The sequence below is a fragment of the Algoriphagus yeomjeoni genome (assembly GCF_049821175.1).
Lineage (GTDB): Bacteria > Bacteroidota > Bacteroidia > Cytophagales > Cyclobacteriaceae > Algoriphagus > Algoriphagus yeomjeoni_A.
This window is the reverse complement of record NZ_CP187512.1, coordinates 1684466-1705612: the sequence shown is the minus strand read 5'-3', so window position 1 is coordinate 1705612 and position 21147 is coordinate 1684466. Positions and strand designations below refer to the sequence as shown.

The following is a 21147-nucleotide window of genomic DNA, read 5'->3' as shown; positions in this document are numbered from 1 at the left end:
ATCTTAGAGATATGAACGAATTGAATAGCAACGAAGAAAGGATCATGCGCATTTTTTGGAAACTTGAAAAAGCGCTGGTACGCGATGTACTTGATGAACTTCCAGATCCAAAGCCTCCCTACACCACGCTGGCTTCTGCCATCAAACTCCTGGAGAAGAAGGGGTATTTGGATCACAAAGCTTACGGCACCACGCACCAATATTTCCCATTGGTTTCACAAGCTGAATACAGCAAGAAAAGTGTGAATCAATTGGTAAAGCATTATTTCGAAGGTTCGGTGGGGAATTTTCTGTCCTTTATGGTGAAGGAAAATAAGATTTCTGATAAGGAAATTGAAGACTTGCAGCGGATGATTGATGACATGGACAAACCTACCGAATAATGAATCTAATCCTAACTTATCTAATCGAAGCAAGCATTTGCGTAGGTATCACGGTGTTGTTTTATCGTTTGGTATTGAGTGGACTTACCTTCTTCACCCTAAATCGGGTACTATTGATTGGTATGCTGATGCTTTCATTCATCATTCCTTCGCTGTCTTTCCAAATAGGCATCACTTCTTTTAGTACAGCTGAAATTACCCTTCCTGAATTTCTGGTAGGTAATTTAGTAAATCAAGATTCATCAAGCTTTACCTGGCAGGAAATTGTCTTTTTGACCTATCTGGCTGGAGTGGTGTTTATGTCAGTTTATCTGATCCTAGGCTATTTTACTTCCCAGCGGAGGATAGGGAAATCAAAACTACTTCGTTACCAGAATTATTGGATAGCTGTGCATCCAGAGTTTATACCAGCTTCCTTTTTCGACTATATTTTATTACCAGACTTTAACCCAAATAGAGCTGAGCAGCGACAAATCATATTGCATGAATCCGTTCACGTTCGCTTAAAACACAGTTGGGATTTACTTTTAATCCAGTTTGCTAAAATCATCTTTTGGTTCAATCCACTGATCTATCAATTTGAAAAGTCCCTAAGAGAAGTGCACGAATACCAGGCTGACCGTGGAGTAACCTCCGCCTATTCCAAAAAGGAATATTCCGGTCTTTTGCTTCAGCTGATCACCAGAGGACAAGGCTGGCACTTCATGAATAACTTTAACCAATTTCAAACCAAAAAACGAATTATTATGATGAGTAAACCAGAATCCCAGAAAAAGGAAATGCGCAGATTTCTGCTCGCATTTCCAGTACTAGCAGCTTTGTTTTTCGTGTTTTCCTGCGAAATAACACCAGAGGAAGAAATGGAAGGGCCTATGATGGCTGGTGAAGTAAAAGAAGTAAAAATAGGTCCGGCAAACATCAATGCTAGAACACTGGCCAAGGATGGAGATCCAATCTTTGATGTGGTGGAAACACAGCCAGCACCTCAGGGAGGAATGGAAGCATGGAATGCCTATCTAAGCCAAAACTTGACCTATCCAGCACAGGCCAAATCTGCGGGGATAGAAGGCACTGTCATCGTTGTCTTTGTAGTAAATACTGATGGTTCTATATCTGATGTAGAAGTCCTTAGAGGAATCGGAGGTGGTGCTGACCAAGAAGCTGTTCGTGTGGTGGAAAACGCGCCGAATTGGATTTCTGGAAAGCAAAAAGACAATCCTGTGAATACCAGAATGAGACTGCCTATTCGATTTAAACTAAGTTGATTTGACCAGACAGACTGAAAATCAGTTATTATAAAAATCAATGATAAGTCTTTGAAGTAATCAATAGATCTGAGACTCGTCCACAATACCCAAAAATCCTCTTTATCCCAGCACCATGAACGAATTAAATAGCAACGAAGAAAGGATCATGCGCATTTTCTGGAAACTTGAAAAGGCGCTGGTCCGCGATGTACTTGAGGAGCTTCCTGAGCCAAAGCCACCATACACCACTTTGGCTTCTGCTATCAAACTGCTAGAAAAGAAGGGTTATTTGGATCACAAAGCTTATGGTACCACGCACCAATATTTCCCTTTGGTTTCACAGGCTGAATACAGCAAGAAAAGTGTGAATCAATTGGTGAAGCATTATTTCGAAGGGTCGGTGGGGAATTTCCTGTCCTTTATGGTGAAGGAGAATAAGATTTCTGATAAAGAAATTGAAGACTTGCAGCGGATGATTGATGACATGGACAAGCCAGCGGAATAATGAATTTCATCTTAACATACTTAGCTGAAGCCAGTATTTGCCTGGGGATTACGGTTTTATTCTATAGAGTCGTATTGAGTGAACTCACATTCTTTACCCTAAATCGGGTGCTCCTGATTTGCATGCTGATGCTCTCATTTATTATTCCGCTTCTTTCATTTCAAGTAGGCATTTCATCCTTAGCTACAGCTGAAATTATACTTCCTGAATTTGTTGTGGGTAATGTTATTAATCGGGATTCTTCAAGCCTTACCTGGCAGCAAATTGTCTTTATGATCTACTTGGCTGGAGTCGTCATCATGTCAGTTTACCTTATCCTTGGCTATTTTACTTCTCAGCGGATGATAGGGAAATCAAAACTACTTCGCTATCAAAACTATTGGATCGCTGTACATCCTGAGTTCATACCAGCCTCTTTTTTTGATTACATTTTATTACCAGAATTTGACCCAAATAGAGCTGAGCAGCGGCAAATCATTTTGCATGAATCTGTGCATGTTCGCTTAAAACACAGCTGGGATTTGCTATTCGTCCAGTTTGCTAAAATCATCTTCTGGTTCAATCCCTTGATTTATCAATTTGAGAGACACCTTCGGGAAGTGCATGAATATCAGGCTGATCAGGGGGTGACTTCTACCTATTCTAAAAAGGAATATTCGGGGCTTTTACTTCAGCTGATCACCAAAGGACAGGGCTGGCACTTCATGAATAACTTCAACCAGTTTCAAACCAAAAAACGAATTATTATGATGAGTAAACCACAATCTCAAAAGAAGGAAATGCGTAGGTTTCTACTCGCTGTTCCTGTATTAGCAGCATTATTTTTCGTGTTTTCCTGTGAAATAGCTCCTGAAGAGGAAATGGAAGGACCAATGATGGCAGGTGAGTTAAAAGCGACTAACATAGGTCCTGCTGACCTCTCAGCAAGAAAACTAAACGATAATGTAAATCAAGTTTTTGACGTAGTTGAAGTCCCACCACAACCAATAGGTGGAATGTCAGCTTGGCATAAATACCTATCCAAAACACTTAAATATCCAGCAGAAGCAAGAAGCGCCGGGATTCAAGGAACTGTAGTTGTTGGATTCATAGTAGAGGAGGATGGGAATCTTTCAAATGTAGAAATCCTAAGAGGGATAGGAGGATCAGTTGATGAAGAAGCGATCAGAGTTGTAGAAAATGCAGAGAATTGGGAGCCAGGAAAGCAGAGAGATCGAGTAGTAAGTACTAGAATGAGGTTGCCAATAAGATTCAAGCTTGCCAATAGTGATGCTAAGATTGAATCAACCTCAGCCTCTTCTAGTGATAATCTGCCCGAAATAGTTGTAGTAGCCTATAATTAATTGAAAATCATTTAATTAATGATTTTTATTCAGCTACTAAACTTTTGAAATCAACCTAACTAAATCAAAAACTATGAAACGACCTAACCTGAATTTCCCGCAAAAAGCAATTTCAATTCTAGCGATTGCCCTACTTTTCTTCGCTTTTCTCCCGAATCAAACGGCTCAAGCACAAACTGAAGCTGAGGAAGTTTTTCTGGAAGTGGATGTTCAGCCGCAACCAAAAGGTGGGATGGAAGGATGGAATTCCTATTTGTCTGAAAACCTGACCTATCCCGCGGCGGCTAGAGAAAAGAAAATCGAAGGCACAGTGGTCGTTATGTTTATAGTGCGTGAAGATGGAGCAATAGATTCGGTTGAAATCCTGCGAGGAATAGGAGGTGGCTGCGATGAGGAAGTGATGCGCCTGGTGAAGGAGTCTCCAACCTGGACTCCAGGGAAAAAAGACGGTGAATTTGTCAATGTAAAAATGAGACTTCCGGTAAGGTTCAGATTGTAACCGTCAACTGAACTCCTCAGAAAGAATAAAAACATGCTCATTGTGAAATATATCTAAACCAAAAACTATGACACGACCTATCCTGAATTTCCCGCAAAAAGCAATTTCAATTCTTGCGATTGCCCTACTTTTCTTTGCTGCACTGCCTATTCAATCGGCTCTAGCTCAAACTGAGGAGGAGAATGATATTATGCCAATTCCCCCAGGTGGCATTCAAGGTTGGTATTCTTACCTCGGTGAAAACCTCAAGTATCCGGAACCTGCTAAAGAAAAAGGAGTGGAAGGAGTGGTAATTATTGAACTACTGGTAAAAACTGATGGCTCAATAGAAAAGGTATCTGTCGTCCGCGGAATAGGCAGCGGTTGTGATGAGGAAGCCATGCGAGTCATTCAGAAATCTACAAATTGGACACCAGGTCTAAAAGATGGAAAGCCTGTGAATACCATCATGAAGATCCCAATCAAATTTGCATTAAGTTAAGTTTTAATTAAAGGTGAAAAACATCCGGAGCTTCTTCGGATGTTTTTTTGTTTATGGGCAAATGAACTAGTTTAGCGAACTTATTTAGCAAGTTGACCCATGAATACACCCAAACTAGTTCGCAAGTTTTTATTGCCTATTTCTATACTGATTATTTCACTCACCACTTTTTCATGCAGCGTTAATCTAGAAGATAAAGTTGTTGGAACTTGGCAGGGTTATGATTTTATGTTTCAGAAAACTGAAGGGCCCGATATCGTTGTGACAATCAATGGAGGCTTAGAGCAGCACTTGAGAAGTAAGCTGGTTTTATCCGATGAGGGTACTTTTCAAAAGTTGGTTGGAGAATACGATAATGGTAAAGGAACTTGGTTAGTTGAGGATGACAAGTTAATTACCACTTATGTAAATGGTGAGGAGCTGATCTATACGCTACTTAAAGTCACGGATAAGGAGTTAATGACGATGCATGAAGTAGATTTAAAAACTCCAGATGGAACACTGAAGGGGAAAATTATACTTTCATACACCCGATAAAATTCAAAAGCCACTGATCCATCAGTGGCTTTTGAATTTAGATTGATCATACTATTTCTCAATCCATTATAGCTCCAAAGAAGATCGCATTAAGGAAAAGTTTATTGGTGCCAAACCAAGCTCCGCGGAAATTTGGATTATCAAAGAAGTTAATCACACGTCCACGACCAACAGGGGAGATGATTACACTTGCACTTTGCCCTAGTTTTTCAAGATTGGAATCGGAAATATATCCTCCCAAAAGCGGGTTTTCGGTGTAGCGAATCGGCGTTAGGTATTTGTCTTTACTTGGTTTAAAGAAAATTGAGCTGTTTCTGTACACAGGTAAAGTTTCCCTCTGATAGCCATACGCTATTGGATGAGTCAGGTCAAGGGCTGCCATGTAGATACTTCCTCCCACAGATTTAGCCCCCTCAAAATCCCGCTGAACTGCATAGGGTAAGCTTTCCGGTTCTGGAGCTACTTCTGTTTCTACCAATTCTTCTTTGATGATTTCTTTTTCGTTTAGCCACAGACTGGCACTTTTCATGGAAATGACTGTTCCTCCTCTGGAGATCCAATCTTTCAAATGGTTTTGGAAGTTTTCTGAAAAAGAGTTGTAATTACCCGATGGCAAGATCAAGGTGGTGTAATCAAAGAGATTCACTCTTCCCATATCATCAGAATTGACTTTGCTGATTGGCATACCAACCTGACCATCGAGCAAATACCAAATCTCGCCCGCTTCATAACTGGAAACGCCATCGCCCACAACCATGATTACCTTAGGGATGGTGACGGCGCCTACCAGATTTGATCCAAGGTCTATTCCTTCCAAGTTCATTCCAGAGGTCGTTGCATAGATTTTTTGCTTGTTTTTCTTCGCTAGTTTGTCAAGCACATCTTTTAATTCTGCTGTTTCAAGCTTTTGAAAGCCACTTGGAATAATGAGCGTACCTGCTGAAAACTTAGTTTCTCCATCTTGGGTCTTTGAAGTGAAAGGGCGATTTATTACCTCCACATGTACGCCAGCTTCCTGCAGGTCAAAAAGCATCTTTGGAGCATAATAATCTGACCAATCAATTAAGTAGGCATAAGCCTTTCCGGTTGGGAAATCATAGGTTTGGGTTGGTACTTCAGTAAGTAAATCACCTGTTTTGTCCGAGGCATTAGATGCAAATGGCATTCCGTAAGCTCTGGCCATAGTCCATGCGGAAGCATCATAAAATACTGAATCAGCAAACTCTTTCACATCTTCGAACATCGTACGAACCATTCTATATTGTGGCTGTGAAGTAGGGACGATCCATGATTTGCCTGCTTTGAAGTCATAACCACCTACGCTCAGATCAGCATTGTTTTCATATACTTTGATTTTGTGATCCATCAGAAATTTCACAAAGAGGGAGTTTCTACTTGGATCGAATTGATCTCCGAATACATAGTTTTTTGCAGGATCTTTTGCTCCTTCTGAAACTGCCGTTTGAAAGAATTCCCGCAGGTAATCATGCATGTATTCTCTATTATCCAAGCCAGCTTCCATGGTGGCTATTGAACTCCGGACATGATTTCGGATTGTAAAAGCAAAACTGATATCTCCTCGCTGGCTTGACTGTAAATGACCTCTGCTGCTTGCCTGCTCAAATACCAACCCTAAGCCACCTTGAATGTCCGGATAAGTCGACCCATAGCCTGGATAGCTATTGTCAAACACCTCTTTGGTCCAGTAGAGACTGCCAATTTCGTCTAGGTATTCTGCAAAATACTTTGCAAAGCGAACATTGATATCATCGTAGTTTTTACGGGGAACTACCGGATTTTCACTTCCATAGGGCTTGGTTGGCTCAAAAAAGTAAGTTCCATCTGTACCCATTTCATGAAAGTCTGTGGTGACATTCGGATACCAATCATGATACCAAGCTATTTTGACTTGTGATTCAGGATGAGCTAAAGGCAACCAATCCCGGTTCAAATCAAACCAATAGTGATTTGTTCTGCCACCTGGCCAAGCCTCATTATGCTCTCTATCCAGCGGATCCGCAACGGGAGGGAAACCTTTGTTGCTATTTGCCCAAAGGCTATGTCTATCTCTACCATCAGGATTGACTGTTGGGTCAAAATGAACTACAGCATTTTTCCTTAGGTTTTGAGCTAGCTCACTTTGCGAAGCAAGTAGCCAATAAGCAGAAAGCATCGCAGCTTCTGCCGATGAAGGTTCATTTCCATGCACACCATAGCCCAAATGCATAATTGAAGGCATGGCACTTACATCAGGTTTCGGCTGACTTGGATCTGCAAGTTGAAGTTGAGCTAGCCTGATTTCTTCCAAATTCCCTAGATGAGCTGATGAAGCGATAGTCAGAATGATTTTAGGTCGATGCTCATGGGTATAGCCTATCGTTTTTAGCTCAGCTAAATCACTGACTTCGGCCAACTTCTCATAATACCTTACAATCAAATCATATCTGGTATGCCATTCGCCAATCGGATAGCCTAGGAATTCTTCCGGTGAAGGAATAGAAGAGTCGAAGGATTCTCCGGGAAAGTAATAGCTGGACTGCGCAAAGCTTCCAGCAGCCATTATGAATCCAAGTAATAAAATGAGCAGTGGTTTTTTCATAAATATTAGGTTTCTTGAAATTACAAAAGAGCAGGAGTAGAACAATTTAAAATCCATCAATGGTTTTTGGTTTGGCTTGATTTGGTTTAATTTAAACACTCTAATAATAAATCCTAAATGTCTATTGTATGAAAAAGACAATTCTATCACTAGTTATAACTGCTAGTGCTTTGACACTGAGCCCATTGGTTCAAGCCCAGGAGAAAACCCCTCCAGCTATGAAACCCGAGGCAACGGAATTTTACACTCCAGTTCCTCCGAAAGTAACCCCAGGTGCCAACAATACTGCACCACCTTCAGATGCTATCGTACTTTTCGACGGTACTAGTCTTAATGGGTTCGTAAGTGCGAGAGATGGCTCTCCGGCTGCATGGACCATTGAAAATGGGGAATTGGTAGTATCCAGAGGGAAAGGCGATATACAATCCAAATTGCCTTTTGGCGATGCTCAATATCACGTAGAATGGTCTGCACCTACAGAGATTGTAGGCGAAGGTCAAGGAAGAGGAAACTCAGGCTTTTTCTTGATGGGTATTTATGAAGTTCAGGTTTTGGATAGCTACGAAAGCAAAACCTATACAAACGGACAAGCTGGAAGTATCTACAAGCAATTTGCTCCTTTAGCCATGGCATTAAGACCTCCTGGTGAGTGGAACTACTACGATATTATTTTCAAAGCACCTCGTTTCAACAAGGATGGAATTGTGACTTCTCCAGCGACTGTTACTGTGATTATGAACGGTGTGGTAGTTCAAAACCATGTGACGCTAAAAGGTCCAACAGAATACATCGGTATTCCTAATTATAAAGCACATCCTGAGAAGTTACCAATCAAACTTCAGGATCACGGAAACCCAGTTAGATTTAGAAATATTTGGGTTAGAGAGCTTTAATCCATTCCATTTTGAAGAGCAGGTAAGTTGATTATCTGCTCTTTTTTTGTCTTTACTCAATAACCCAAAATATTATGTCATCAAGAAGAAAATTTATCCAGAACACCATGTTACTGGGAGCAGGTTTGGGCATGCCTCAAATTCTAACTGCATCCGATTTTGGTCGCTTTACCAGAAAAATAAAGCCGTCCGATCAACTTAATTATGGCCTGATTGGCTGCAAGGGCATGGGTTGGTCCAATATGAATGCTCATCTCAAAATGCCGCAGGTGAATTGCGTTGCCTTGGCAGATGTGGATCAAAGTGTGCTAGACCAGAGGACAGAGGATGTGTTTAAGCTTCGAGGCACACGCCCTAAGCAATACAAAGATTATAGAAAGCTTTTAGAGGATCCGGATATTGATATCGTGATTGTGGGTACGCCAGATCACTGGCATTGCCTGATCATGTGTGATGCTGTATCTGCTGGGAAAAATGTCTATGTAGAAAAGCCAATTGCAAATACTATTGAAGAATGCCAGCTCATGGTAAAAGCCCAGGAGCGTTATGGTAAGGTAGTTCAGGTAGGGCAGTGGCAGCGATCGGGTTCACAATATGCTGAGGCGATTGATTATGTCAAATCCGGAAAACTTGGACAAATACGATTAGTGAAATGCTGGGCATATCAAGGCTGGATGAAGCCGGTTCCGGTATTGCCTAATGGCCCAGTACCAGCAGGAGTTGATTATAAGATGTGGCTAGGTCCTGCGCCAGAGCGACCTTTCAATCCAAATCGTTTCCACTTCAATTTCCGATGGTTCTGGGATTATGCAGGAGGATTGATGACTGACTGGGGAGTACATGAGATAGATATTGCATTGTATGCGATGGGTGTTTCTGCGCCCAAATCAGTAATGGCCTCTGGAGGTAAATTCGCTTATCCAAATGATGCCTCTGAAACGCCTGATACTCTGCAAACTGTCTATGAATACGATGGCTTTAACATGCTCTGGGAGCATGCCACAGGGATTGATGGTGGGAATTATGGGACAACCGAAGGCATAGCTTTTATAGGAAATAATGCCACGCTGGTAGTGAATAGAGGAGGATGGAAGGTGATTCCTGAAACTGAAACAGTAGATGGAAACAGGGTTCCAAAAGTAGAAGAAGTTCCACATACTAGAGGTGTTGGAATTGCTTTGGATTTACATGCTGTGAATTTCGTGGAGGCAGTTACTGCGAATGATCCAAGTCTTCTCAATTGTGCGATTCAGACTGGTAGTGTAGCAGCTATCAATGCCCAAATGGGAAATATTGCTTACAAGACTGGGGAGAAAGTATATTGGGATGCAACAAAAAATCAATTTACCTCATCCGCAGCCAATGACTTGATGAAAGCTCATTATCATAATGGCTGGAAATTGCCGCAAGTCTAGTGTTGTTGCGAGCAAAGCGAAGCCCACCTACAACCGGACCGGCAATCTTATTAGAATTTGGGATTAAGAATTACAAAATCTTCGAAGTAATTTGAAGGGGTATTTCACCAAAAAAGCCATGGAATCAATTTCCATGGCTTTTAAATTTAAATGTAATTCTTTCTAAAACGCCAGTGCAGCCAGGCCTAGTTTACTTTTTAGTGGATTGATAGATTTCAGAATTTGTCCTGAATACTTTTTGAACAAATCGTTTCCTAAAAGGCTAGTGAGAAATTTAATTCTGCTGTTTTTCAAGTTTAGAAAGCCCGCTTTCTTATCCTCATCAGACGTATCGCTTTTGCTGATCTCCATCAGCTGATCAACAAAGCTGGAATTGTTTTTAGTCAACTTATCTTTCTGATCAGAATTAAGTCCAAGACCATCTGTGGAGTTCAGTATTCCCAGTAATTGGGTGGCAAGGTCCATTTCAGGAAGATTTATTTTTGGCTTAACTATTTGAGCATTTACATTCGCAGAAAGCACGAATAGAAGTACTAGGCCTAGAATAATTTTTATTTTGTTCATGGTTGCGGTTCTATGATGGTATTTAATAATTGGATTAATTTTATTTAAATAGCCCCTTACCCAAGTCCATTAGTCCTCCCAAATCCATTCCTCCATTTCCACCTTTTCCGCCACCCATAAGTGAACCAAGTAGGTCACCTGCCTCAACTTTCCCCTTGCCTCCTTGAAGTGAGGAAACAATGGAGGACATGATGTCCCCATTGTCCTGCGGAGCATCATTCACTCGCTTATTAAAGAAATTCATAATCATCGGCAACGCTGCAGCAGCTATACTCATAGCTTGTTCCTTAGAAATCCCCAGTTTATCCATCAAATTTGCAGAAACATCTCCTTGAAGGTTATTGATCACCGAAGCTCCTGGCGAGGTTTCACTTCCTGAAAACATCTCCTTAATAGCGCCCAGATCTCCTGAAGCTACCTGCTTTTGTACACTGGATGCGATCGAATCTTTAAGCACAGATGCGGAATTTCCAGGTTGATTTTGATCCATTCCAGCGAGCATTTCCTGAAGTGGACCCTCAGCCATATTTAACAATTGTTCTAACATGATTTCAAAAGTTTGTTTCATGTAATTTCTGGAAATTGGAAAAGTAATCCTATCAAAAATTCAGAAAACACAAAGTGCTGTTGCCTTTTCTCGAGTTTTCATAAAGGAGAATCAATTGTTTACCTATCAAAATAAGTTTAGTTTTTACTTCCGAAGCATTGTACTCCCATCAAATAAGGCACATTAAAAAACTCTCTGTTGTTATAAACTTGGGAGCCGCAACCTAACTGATCGAAGTGGGGATTGAGTATACTTTTTCTATGTGCAGGGGAATTCATCCAAAGTTGCACTACTTCCCGGGCGTAGCTTAAATAGGTATGAGGTAATATTACTTCACGTCTATTATTTGCATAGGTGTACATTCCACCACTTCGAGGAATATTGATTTGCCTACCGGTTTGATATTGCAGACCAATACTTGAACTGATATTTTCACCAATAAGCATGCGCTTCAGGCCTTCTCTTGAAAATCGTTCTCCAATTGTTTTCTTGCCTGAAACCCGACTGACATGGCTATAGAAGTTATAACTCACCATATCATTGGCATGTTCGGAGGCTACTTTTTCTATCACTTCAGAATGCTCAAAAGGTTTCAAACCGTACTTTACTCGTTCTTCATTAGTGACAAAAAACATAGCTGCTTGTAGGAGTCCACGGTCAAGCTTTTTATAATTGATCGTTTGATTTACAGCCACTAGTCGAAAAAACTGCTCAGGCGTAAAGCGATTGTAATCAGAAGGAATCCATGTTTGTGCAAGCAGGGAATGCGAAATAAGAAGAAGTAAAATCGATAGAAATCGTAGGTTCAAGTTGCCTGTTTTTTTGAAAATACTCTGTAAATAAATCTTATCTCAAGACGAACAATTCAGGCTAATATTTTATCTGAGGTAGTGATTTGTTTGAAATCGAACAAAAAATATGTACGGTTATAAGACAGCCTTATTTCAAGGTTTTTTCTTAGTATACTTTAAATCAATCACTTAAATTGACACTAGAAGTGATGGTACTATTTTTTCTGTATAGTACATTCTTTTCAATCAACACTTGCCATTTATTCAACCTTCGTTCGAACAACGAGAGTGAATTACCTGGGCTTTAGGAGTTTTACAGCCATTTTAACTACACCATTTAAACCCAACTAGACACATACTTATGAGAAAATTCATCTTAGGCTTGTCAATATTGACAGTCCCTTTTTTGAGTCAGGCGCAAACTGACGCCCGGCTGATGCAATTACCCGATGTCTCTGAGACCCAAATCACTTTCACTTATGGTGATGATATTTGGGTTGTCCCTAAGCAGGGAGGAGTAGCACAAAGACTCACTTCTCCAGCTGGTCCTGAGATGTATCCTAGATTTTCCCCGGATGGTAAGCAGATCGCATTTTCTGCAAATTACAATGGAAACTACGACGTTTATGTAATGCCAACATCCGGAGGCATACCCGAAAGACTGACTTACCACGGAATGCCAGATATGGTTCAAGGCTGGACTCCCGATGGTAAATCAGTGCTTTTTACCTCAGGTAGAGAAAGTGGCAAGGAGCGCTTTTCTCAGTTTTATACCGTTGCTGCTGGGGGTGGACTGCCTACCAAACTGCCTGTCCCATATGGGGAGTTTGCCTCCTATTCTCCTGACGGAAAAAGATTTGCCTACACAGATAAAAGTCGTGTCAATAGAAACTGGAAAAGGTACAGAGGTGGTACTGCACCGGATATCATGCTTTTCGACCTAGCTGGCTACAAAACAGAGATCATAACCAATAATGCTGCAAATGATGAACTGCCTATGTGGATGGGAGATGCAGTATTTTATATGTCTGATAATGGCCCAGAGAAAAGAAATAACCTTTGGAAATATGATCTGAATACAAAGCAGAATACTCAGCTGACGGAGTTTAAGGACTTTGATATCACTTTCCCATCCAACAGCGATACCGAGATTGTATTCGAGGCTGGGGGAAGCTTGTATTTATATGATATTGCCTCGGAACAATCTAAGCGTGTGGAAATCCAGATTATTTCGGATCAAAAGGCGATGATTCCAAAAATCGTGAATGTAGGGTCTGACTTGATGGCTGCTAGTCTTTCTCCTGACGGAAATCGCGTCATAGCCAACGCCCGTGGTGAGATTTTCAATTTGCCTGCAAAAGAAGGTTTCGTTACAAATCTTACTAATACATCTGGAGTAGCTGAGCGATACCCGGAAATTGCTCCGGATGGTAAAAAAATAGCGTACTGGTCAGACGCTACTGGAGAGTATCAGCTGACCATCAAGACACTGGGTGCAGAATCTCAGACTAAAACACTGACTAAATTTACAGATGGCTTTGGGTATAATCTCTTTTGGTCACCCGATAGTAAAAAGATAGTGAGTGTCAACCAAGCCATGGAAGTCATGCTAATCGATGCCATTTCAGGGGCGGTTTCTATCATCGATCAGGGCAAATACATGTTTGAAGGAAACCTCCAAGGCTTTGGAGTAAGTTGGTCCCCAGACAGCAGATATATAGCCTATGGTTTATCCAAAATCAACCGAGCCACTTCTGCCATTTATGTTTATGATACGAAGAACTCCAAGCTTTCCCAAGCTACCTCCGGTTTCTATTCAGATCAAAGTCCAACATTTAGCGAGGATGGTAAATATCTCTTTTTTACAACCAATAGAAATTTTGATCCTCAGTACTCTGATATTGACAATACTTTCATCTATGCAAACACTTCTGGTGTAGCGGTAGGTACTTTAAATCAATCCATTGCTTCCCTGAATTCGCTTAAAAATGATGAGATCAAAGTGGAAGAGGAATCTTTTGACACCGATGATAAAGAAAAAGACGAAAAGAAAGAAGAGGAGCCAAAAGGAGTTGATTTCGAGACTTCGAATTTCGAAAACCGAATAGAAATGCTTGATATTTCAACCGGAAATATAGGTTCATTGGCAGCTCTTAAAGGAAAACTTTTATACGTACGCTCACCAAATACAGGGGCTGGCGACGATTCCCAGAGTAGTTTACAGTTGTATGATTTTGAAGAAAAGGAATCAAAAACAGTGATCGATGGAGTAGGAGGATTTACACTTTCTGCTGATAGGAAGAAAGTGATGGTTTTTGCCATGGGTAAAATCGCCGTAATTGATCCGGCACCGGGCCAGAAAATGGAAGAAACAGTTCCACTTAACGAAATGCATATGACAGTTGTGCCTGCTGAAGAATGGAAGCAGATTTTCAACGATGTCTGGAGATTTGAGCGTGATTATTTCTACGACCCAACTATGCATGGTGTCGATTGGAATCAGATGCGCAAGCGCTACGGTGATTTAGTTGCCCAAGCTGGCTCAAGGCGGGATGTCAATATAATCATAGGTGATTTGATCGCTGAACTGAATGCCTCCCATACCTACAATAATGGAGGAGATCTGGAATCTGGACCATCCATGTCTGTAGGATATTTAGGAGCCAATTTCAAACTTGAGAATGGAGCATATAAAATTGAAAAAATAATCCAAGGCGCGCCTTGGGATGTAGAAGTGAGATCTCCCCTCCTTAAACCCGGTCTGGAAGTTAAAGAAGGTGACTTTATACTGGCTATCAATGGTCAGCCAATTGATCCAACTAAATCGATATACGCTGCACTTCAGGGATTAGCTGGTAAGACAGTACAGCTCACTGTCAATAGCTCAGCTTCAATGTCCGGTGCAAAGAATATTTTGGTGGAGCCTCTGGAATCTGAAGCTAGACTGAGAAATCTGGCATGGATCAATAACTTTCGGCTGAGAGTAGAAGAGGCCACAGACGGAAGAATAGGGTACATCTTTGTGCCTAGCACTGGGGTTGATGGACAAAATGAACTCTTCCGCCAGTTCTATGGACAGCTGGAAAAAGAAGGAATGATCATAGATGAGCGCTTTAATAACGGCGGTCAGATCCCAGATCGGTTTGTGGAGTTGCTGGATCGTGAGCCATTGGCATTCTGGGCAGTTCGGGATGGACAAGATTGGGCTTGGCCTCCATCTGGTAACTTTGGACCCAAAGTAATGTTGATCAATGGTTTTGCAGGCTCCGGCGGAGATGCTTTCCCTGATTACTTCAGAAAAAGAGAAATCGGCCCATTGATCGGTACCCGGACTTGGGGAGGATTGATAGGAATCTCAGGCGCACCTGCCTTGATTGATGGTGGTTCAGTATCTGTACCAACCTTTAGAATGTACAATCCAGATGGTACTTGGTTCAAAGAAGGTCATGGAGTGGATCCGGACATTGAAGTGTTAGAAGACTTCGAAAGCCTGGCAAAGGGAACCGATGCGCAATTGGAAGCTGCGATTAAAGAAGTGATGCGTTTATTGAATAGTGATGGACGCTTTAAAGTACCGGCTAGACCGGCCTACGAAAAGCGTTAAGTTAATTCATTAACTAGTTGTAAAAACTCCCCTTGGACTAATTTCTGAGAGGAGTTTTTTTATGTTTTTTAATGGAAGGGCCCAGCCCGGTTTTAGTATTTGTTTCCTGCAGAATATTGTATAAAGCTGATTGCAAATTCTATAGTTTGTTTTCCTCTATGTGCCAGATTATTTGGTCTTAATGATGTTTTTAAGCTAATAAATTTTAATTTGTAGAGAGTTTTCAGATGAAGTTATGTCTTTATATCAGGTCATACTTTTATTAGATTTTTGAAAATTCAGGTGTGATTTTTTCTCATCTCTCGCTTACTGATCGGGCAAAATGCTAGGTGTTTAGCATCCATTGCTTTCCATTGTTAATAGAATACATCATCATTAAATTTATAATTTTTACCTATGGCTAAGTTAAAAATCAAGCTGAAAGGACAGGATCATTCTTCATTTCATAACGGAGATGATAGCGGCTTCGAACTCTACCAATTTGCCCAGGCTTTCACCATCGAAAGTCCAACACGCGGGGATGTACCCGAGCAGGTTCTCGAATTGGATGAAAACCACATTGTGGAGTTTAATTTTGAGGATGAGACGGTCTGGATGGGGGATAATGAGACCATCAAAACTCTTTTTCCGCTAGAAGTAAAACGCTCTGCAGATGGAGATGAGCTCTATTTGCCAGATGAAATGGAGTCTGATGAGCAGGATAGAGGAGTATTTAAAAAGATAGGAATAAAGCTCCTGAAGGTCTTTGTGAAAAAGAAAATCATTCAACCAAAAATAAAGGAGCTGGCTAGAAATCTGGAGGATAAGCAACTTGCTTTTACCGGTGAGGATTTTAAGAAAGTCAGGCATGGTTTATTAATTGCCTGCTCTCCCGAAATCGAGCTTACACCGCTGAAATTTAATAAGGAAAAAGAGGCTGATCTGGATGTGAAAAGTCGGCATTTGCTTTTACTGCACGGTACTGGATCATCTACTGTTGGTTCCTTTGGCGAGCTGAAGGAATCCGATGAGTGGCTGAAGTTGATTCAGAAATATGGCAAAGAGCATTTGATTGCTTTTCAGCATAGAACACTGACTACCAGTCCTCTTGAGAATATTCTTGAACTGGTTTTGAGCCTTCCGTCTGGTATCCAATTGGATCTTTTGAGCCATTCCCGTGGTGGATTATTGGCTGATTTATTAGCGAGATTTTCTACAAGTTCGGAGGGGTTTGATAAAATAGAGAAAGCCCTTTTAGACAAGCATGAGCGCTCCTCTGATCTCAGCACAATCAAGGAGATCAGAGATATTCTCCAATCAAAAAAAATAACCATTCGTTCTATGGTCCGTGTTGCCAGCCCAGCCAATGGTACTACACTCGCCTCTAGTCGACTGAATATCTTCTTGAATGTCACTTTCAACTTGCTAGGCCTGGCGGTTGGTCATGTGGGCAATCCAATCTTTGTAGCATTCAAGGAGTTTATCATGGAAGCAGTAGCCTGCAAAGATGATGTGGATGTCTTGCCGGGCTTGGAAGCTATGAACCCCAAATCTCCTTTCATCAAAGCGATGAACTATCAGGCCTCTGACATTGAAATCAAGTTTCCACTATTTGTGGTGGGTGGCAGTAGCGAATTGAGTTTGAGCTTTAAGACGCTGGTGGTGATTTTGGGTAAGTTCTTCTTTATGAAGAAAAATGACCTGGTGGTTGATACGGAAAGTATGAAATGGGGAGCAAGACGCGCCTCTGGAAATGTAGCAGTTTACATTCAGAAGAGTGGCGTTATCAATCACTTCAAATACTTCTCAAATCCCGATACTGTCAAAGCATTGGTTTCTGGTCTGTCTGCTGAAGTTGGGGATATTCCGGATAGTTTTGAATTGAAATTAGTTGACAAGGACAGAGGTGCGATAGAAATAGGAGTTTATAAAAAGGATCAGGTTTCAGGATCTCGACCTATCGCTATTGTGATTCCAGGCATCATGGGATCAAATATTGGGGAAAAGGATGAACTGCTTTGGATTAATTATTGGCGATTCCTGAAGGGTGAATTGACTGGCTTAGCTTACGATTCTGATTCTAAAAGTGGGCTATCCGCTCATTCCTTGATCAAGACCTCCTACGGTAATTTGGGTGATAAACTCTCAGAGACCTATGATATAGTCACATTCCAATTTGATTGGAGAATTCCATTGAAGAAAAGCGCTGAAGATTTCAAGAATAAAATCGAGGAACTTTTAAGCTATAATCAGCCCATTAAAATCGTTGCTCATAGCATGGGCGGGGTTTTGGTCCGTGACTTTATTGTTTATCATCAAGATACCTGGCAAAAGCTCAATAACTCAATTGGCTTCCGAGCTGTATTCCTTGGCTCCCCGCTGGGAGGTTCGTACCGCATTCCCTATGTGCTTTTTGGAAAAGATAGCTTGATTCAATTATTGGGTAAAATCGATATCAGGCACTCCACCAAGGAGCTCTTGGAAGTGTTCTGTAATTTCCCTGGCATACTTAATCTACTTCCAATCAGCAACAATAACAGACATGATTTCTCCGATAGGAACTTATGGGAGCGAATGCGTGCCGCTTCAGGAGATGACTCTTGGCCAATTCCTTCTGCCAAAGTTCTGGAAGAATTTGGTAAGCATCAAAAAGTCGTTCTAGACAATATTGATACGATTGATTATTCGAATATCACTTACATCGCAGGGCAAAGCGGCAAGAAAAGCTTCACTATTTCCAATCTGGATATTGAGGATGGGGAGTTGGTATTCTATGCCACGAATGCAGGAGATGAGAGTGTGACTTGGATGTCAGGGATTCCAAAGCCTTTTCACGATAAGAACCAAGTTTACTATGCTAATGTGACACATGGTGGACTTTCTAAGGAGCGGAACCTCTTTGCTGCCATTGAAGATTTGTTGATTTTTGGAAGCACAAAAAGACTTCAAAATAGCCTTCCAAAGACGCGTGGAGAAGAAAAGGATTTTGCTCCTTCCGAAACTGAGGTATTTGATATCAGCGAGGAGAATTTGATGAATACCATTTTGGGAATAGAGGAGGTGACCGAAAAATGGCAGGAAGAAAAACCAATTTTGGTAAGCGTGAGCCACGGAGATTTGAAATATGCCAAATATCCCGTGTTGGCTGGTCATTTTGAGTTTGATGCTATTCTCACCACAGAACATGCGATTGACCGCCAACTTGATGGAGAACTTTCCAGATTGCACGGATTGGGCTTGTACCCAGGTCCAATTGGGACCAATCAGATTATACTAAATGAAAATTTCACAAAATCGTCCTTCAAAGGAGGTCTGATTATAGGCTTGGGTGTACCAGGGGAATTGTCGGGATTTGCTTTGATGAATTCTGTGGAGAAAGGCGTAGCCCGATACCTAACCATAAAAAAAGACAATACTGATGATCAGAGTGACGGGACTAGTGGTGCCACTACTGGGATATCAGTGATTGCTATTGCAAATGCTTATGGAGGATTGTCCACTGAGAGTTCTATTCGGGCGATTATTTTAGGTATTCAGCGTGCAAATAGAAATATTAACTCAGTATATAAGGGGAAGATAAAAGGCATTGAAGAGGTAGAAATTATCGAAATATTCAATGATAAAGCCTTGTCTATTCTGAAAACCATCCAGCGCCTGGAAGTGGATGATAGCAAAGAGTTTAATGTGGCTTTCAAAGACAAGGGACTGAATTACAAACTAGGCAGACGCTGGAGGATTCCTTATGAAAATACAAAGGACTGGTGGACTCGGGTGAGTGTTTCCCATGAGTTGAAAATCAAGGATAGAGATGAAGTAGAGGAAGCAATTCGAATGTCGATCGCTTCAAACGGGGCAAGTGAAAAGGTGGAGTTTATGCCAGCAAACGATAAGACTTTGGACGTATTGCTCAAGCGTATGACCTTGGAAAATCAATATTCTCCGGAAATAGCCAAAACTATGTTTGAGCTACTGATTCCATATGACTTTAAGGAAGAAGTGAAGCGACTAAATAATGTCTCTTGGATATTGGATCTGCCTTCTGCAGAATATCCTTGGGAAATGATACAGGAAGACGTGGATGCGGTACCGCTATGCGTGCATACAGGAATGATTCGTCAGTTGACCACCATGCAATTCCGAAAAAAAATAGCAAGAGTCACCGAAAAATCAGCTCTAGTGGTCGGAGATCCTGTTCTGGAAAAGTTTATGTCACAGCTTCCAGGAGCCAAACGTGAAGCAGAAGCTGTTGTAAACATTCTCAAGAAAAACGATTATCAGGTCCAGAGTTTGATTAGTAGCAATGCATCTGATATTATCCTGAAGCTTTTTTCCAAAAACCATAAAATCATTCATCTCGCTGGACACGGAGTATTCGAACATGGTCCCAATCGCGCTACTGGAATGGTCATTGGCAATGATACTTTTTTGACTCCTGCTCAAGTTGCAGGAATGAGTTCTTCGGCTGAATTGGTTTTTGTGAATTGCTGCTACCTAGGATTGATGGATAGGGGTTCGGAAGAAAGAAGTCAGTATAGGAATAAATTTGCTGCAAATATTGGTACCCAGCTAATCAACAATGGAGCTCGAGCAGTAATCGTAGCAGGCTGGGCAGTGGATGACGCAGCTGCATTGGAATTCTCTAAACAGTTCTATGAAAATATGTTTGAAGGACTGGGATTTGGAGAGGCAGTAAAGCGGGCAAGGAAGGTGATTTATCAGGATTATGGTCGCAGAACAAATACTTGGGGTGCTTTTCAATGTTACGGAGACCCATTTTATAAGCTTTCAGAGGAAGGAGTTTGGAGAAATAGCGACGATGAACTGCTGGTTTGTGAGGAAGTAGAAATTGAGCTTCAGAATACGCTGGAGTCAATGGATGCTAATGAGTATAATCCTAATGGAGTGCTTAATAGACTGGATTCTATCTTTGAAAAAATGCAAAGCAGGAATATGCTCAATGATAGAATTCATGAGCTATCTGCCACTATTTATGCAGGCTTACAGGAATATGAGAAATCATGTAATTGTTATGAAAAGCTATTAAAATCCAAGAAATCCTCATTTACCATCAAGAGTTTTGAGCGGTATTGTAATACACTTGCAAAGCTTGCGCTTCAGCAATTTGGCTTGAAGAAGATCGGGCAAAAAGAAGCGTTGAATATGATTGATAAAGTCATTGAGGATCTAGGGGGCTTGGCCAAGCATTTTGGGGAAAGTGCTGAGCGATGGAGTTTGATTGGAAGTGCACATAAACGAAAAATGCATATTCTCAGGGATGCCTCAGTCGATGAATTAATGAAGGCCATGTCCGAATCAATAGAAGCATATAAGCATGCAAGTAAGTATTCAAATTATACTGATGCTTATCCACTGACTAATTGGCTAACACTTACACGTCTCCATCTTTTGCTGCAGGAGAAAAGTGGACTTAGGAATATTGACTTGGATGCTAGAAAGGCAATTCAAAAAATCTATGATGAATTAAAAGCAAGTGAAGCAAAGTCAGATGATTTCTGGAAAATGGCTCATTTTGTTAATATCATGTTGACTCATTTTATTTTGGGAATTTCCGATGCTAAAAAAGAAGATATAATTAATGAATACCTGAAGCTATGGAAGCTTGCGGGCAACAAAGGTCAGAAAATGGCTGAATTAGAGCATTTTGAAATAATTAGCTCGGTTTTGGAAAAGATAAAATCTGAAGATAAAATGAAGGCTGATTTCTATGAAATTATTAAAAAGCTAGAAGAAGCGCTTTAG

General features: G+C 41.1%; 15 protein-coding genes. 11 read left to right on the top strand and 4 right to left on the bottom strand.

Translation table 11 applies throughout. The features are described from left to right. Window positions 1–11 precede the first annotated feature (11 nt). From ACPUEN_RS06720 to ACPUEN_RS06690, 7 genes are all read left to right on the top strand, one after another. Window positions 12–383, top strand: coding sequence for a BlaI/MecI/CopY family transcriptional regulator (locus tag ACPUEN_RS06720; RefSeq protein WP_425639339.1), 372 nt, complete (start codon window positions 12–14; stop codon window positions 381–383). Further along, window positions 383–1648: a M56 family metallopeptidase gene (locus ACPUEN_RS06715; RefSeq protein ID WP_425639338.1), complete on the top strand. Its 1266-nt coding sequence runs from the start codon at window positions 383–385 to the stop codon at window positions 1646–1648. Before ACPUEN_RS06720 ends, ACPUEN_RS06715 begins: the two co-directional genes overlap by 1 nt. 115 nt (window positions 1649–1763) lie before the next feature. Continuing rightward, the gene (locus ACPUEN_RS06710; RefSeq protein ID WP_425639337.1) at window positions 1764–2135 is read left to right on the top strand and encodes a BlaI/MecI/CopY family transcriptional regulator; all 372 of its coding nucleotides are present in this window, start codon (window positions 1764–1766) and stop codon (window positions 2133–2135) included. Further along, the gene (locus ACPUEN_RS06705; protein ID WP_425639336.1) at window positions 2135–3478 is read left to right on the top strand and encodes a M56 family metallopeptidase; all 1344 of its coding nucleotides are present in this window, start codon (window positions 2135–2137) and stop codon (window positions 3476–3478) included. Before ACPUEN_RS06710 ends, ACPUEN_RS06705 begins: the two co-directional genes overlap by 1 nt. 73 nt (window positions 3479–3551) lie before the next feature. After that, on the top strand, window positions 3552–3977 hold the full coding sequence (locus tag ACPUEN_RS06700) for an energy transducer TonB (protein ID WP_425639335.1): 426 nt from the start codon (window positions 3552–3554) through the stop codon (window positions 3975–3977). Window positions 3978–4044: 67 nt separating this feature from the next. Then, window positions 4045–4458 carry an energy transducer TonB gene (locus tag ACPUEN_RS06695; protein WP_425639334.1) on the top strand — a complete coding sequence of 138 codons (414 nt, stop codon included), beginning with the start codon at window positions 4045–4047 and terminating at the stop codon, window positions 4456–4458. 99 nt (window positions 4459–4557) lie between these two features. Then, on the top strand, window positions 4558–4995 hold the full coding sequence (locus ACPUEN_RS06690) for a hypothetical protein (RefSeq protein WP_425639333.1): 438 nt from the start codon (window positions 4558–4560) through the stop codon (window positions 4993–4995). A 58-nt stretch (window positions 4996–5053) separates the two neighbouring features. Here the strand turns inward: ACPUEN_RS06690 and ACPUEN_RS06685 are convergent, their stop codons facing one another. Beyond that, entirely contained in the window at window positions 5054–7594 is a 2541-nt protein-coding gene (locus ACPUEN_RS06685) for a M14 metallopeptidase family protein (RefSeq protein WP_425639332.1), read from the bottom strand. Between the two features lie 128 nt (window positions 7595–7722). On the opposite strand from ACPUEN_RS06685, the gene ACPUEN_RS06680 reads away from it, so the two are divergent. After that, window positions 7723–8487: a 3-keto-disaccharide hydrolase gene (locus tag ACPUEN_RS06680; protein ID WP_425639331.1), complete on the top strand. Its 765-nt coding sequence runs from the start codon at window positions 7723–7725 to the stop codon at window positions 8485–8487. A 74-nt stretch (window positions 8488–8561) separates the two neighbouring features. After that, window positions 8562–9902, top strand: coding sequence for a Gfo/Idh/MocA family protein (locus ACPUEN_RS06675; protein WP_425639330.1), 1341 nt, complete (start codon window positions 8562–8564; stop codon window positions 9900–9902). Window positions 9903–10064: 162 nt separating this feature from the next. Here the strand turns inward: ACPUEN_RS06675 and ACPUEN_RS06670 are convergent, their stop codons facing one another. The 3 genes from ACPUEN_RS06670 to ACPUEN_RS06660 all read right to left on the bottom strand — a co-directional run bounded on the left by ACPUEN_RS06670 (window position 10065) and on the right by ACPUEN_RS06660 (window position 11822). After that, entirely contained in the window at window positions 10065–10466 is a 402-nt protein-coding gene (locus tag ACPUEN_RS06670; RefSeq protein ID WP_425639329.1) for a hypothetical protein, read from the bottom strand. A gap of 40 nt (window positions 10467–10506) precedes the next feature. Continuing rightward, a complete protein-coding gene (locus ACPUEN_RS06665; protein WP_425639328.1) occupies window positions 10507–11013 on the bottom strand; it encodes a hypothetical protein in 507 nt (168 codons plus the stop codon). Window positions 11014–11150: 137 nt separating this feature from the next. After that, on the bottom strand, window positions 11151–11822 hold the full coding sequence (locus ACPUEN_RS06660; protein ID WP_425639327.1) for a CAP domain-containing protein: 672 nt from the start codon (window positions 11820–11822) through the stop codon (window positions 11151–11153). Between the two features lie 343 nt (window positions 11823–12165). On the opposite strand from ACPUEN_RS06660, the gene ACPUEN_RS06655 reads away from it, so the two are divergent. Both ACPUEN_RS06655 and ACPUEN_RS06650 read left to right on the top strand, forming a co-directional pair. Beyond that, window positions 12166–15408, top strand: a complete 3243-nt coding sequence (locus ACPUEN_RS06655) for a S41 family peptidase (RefSeq protein WP_425639326.1) — start codon at window positions 12166–12168, stop codon at window positions 15406–15408. 396 nt (window positions 15409–15804) lie between these two features. Further along, a complete protein-coding gene (locus tag ACPUEN_RS06650) occupies window positions 15805–21147 on the top strand; it encodes a CHAT domain-containing protein (RefSeq protein ID WP_425639325.1) in 5343 nt (1780 codons plus the stop codon).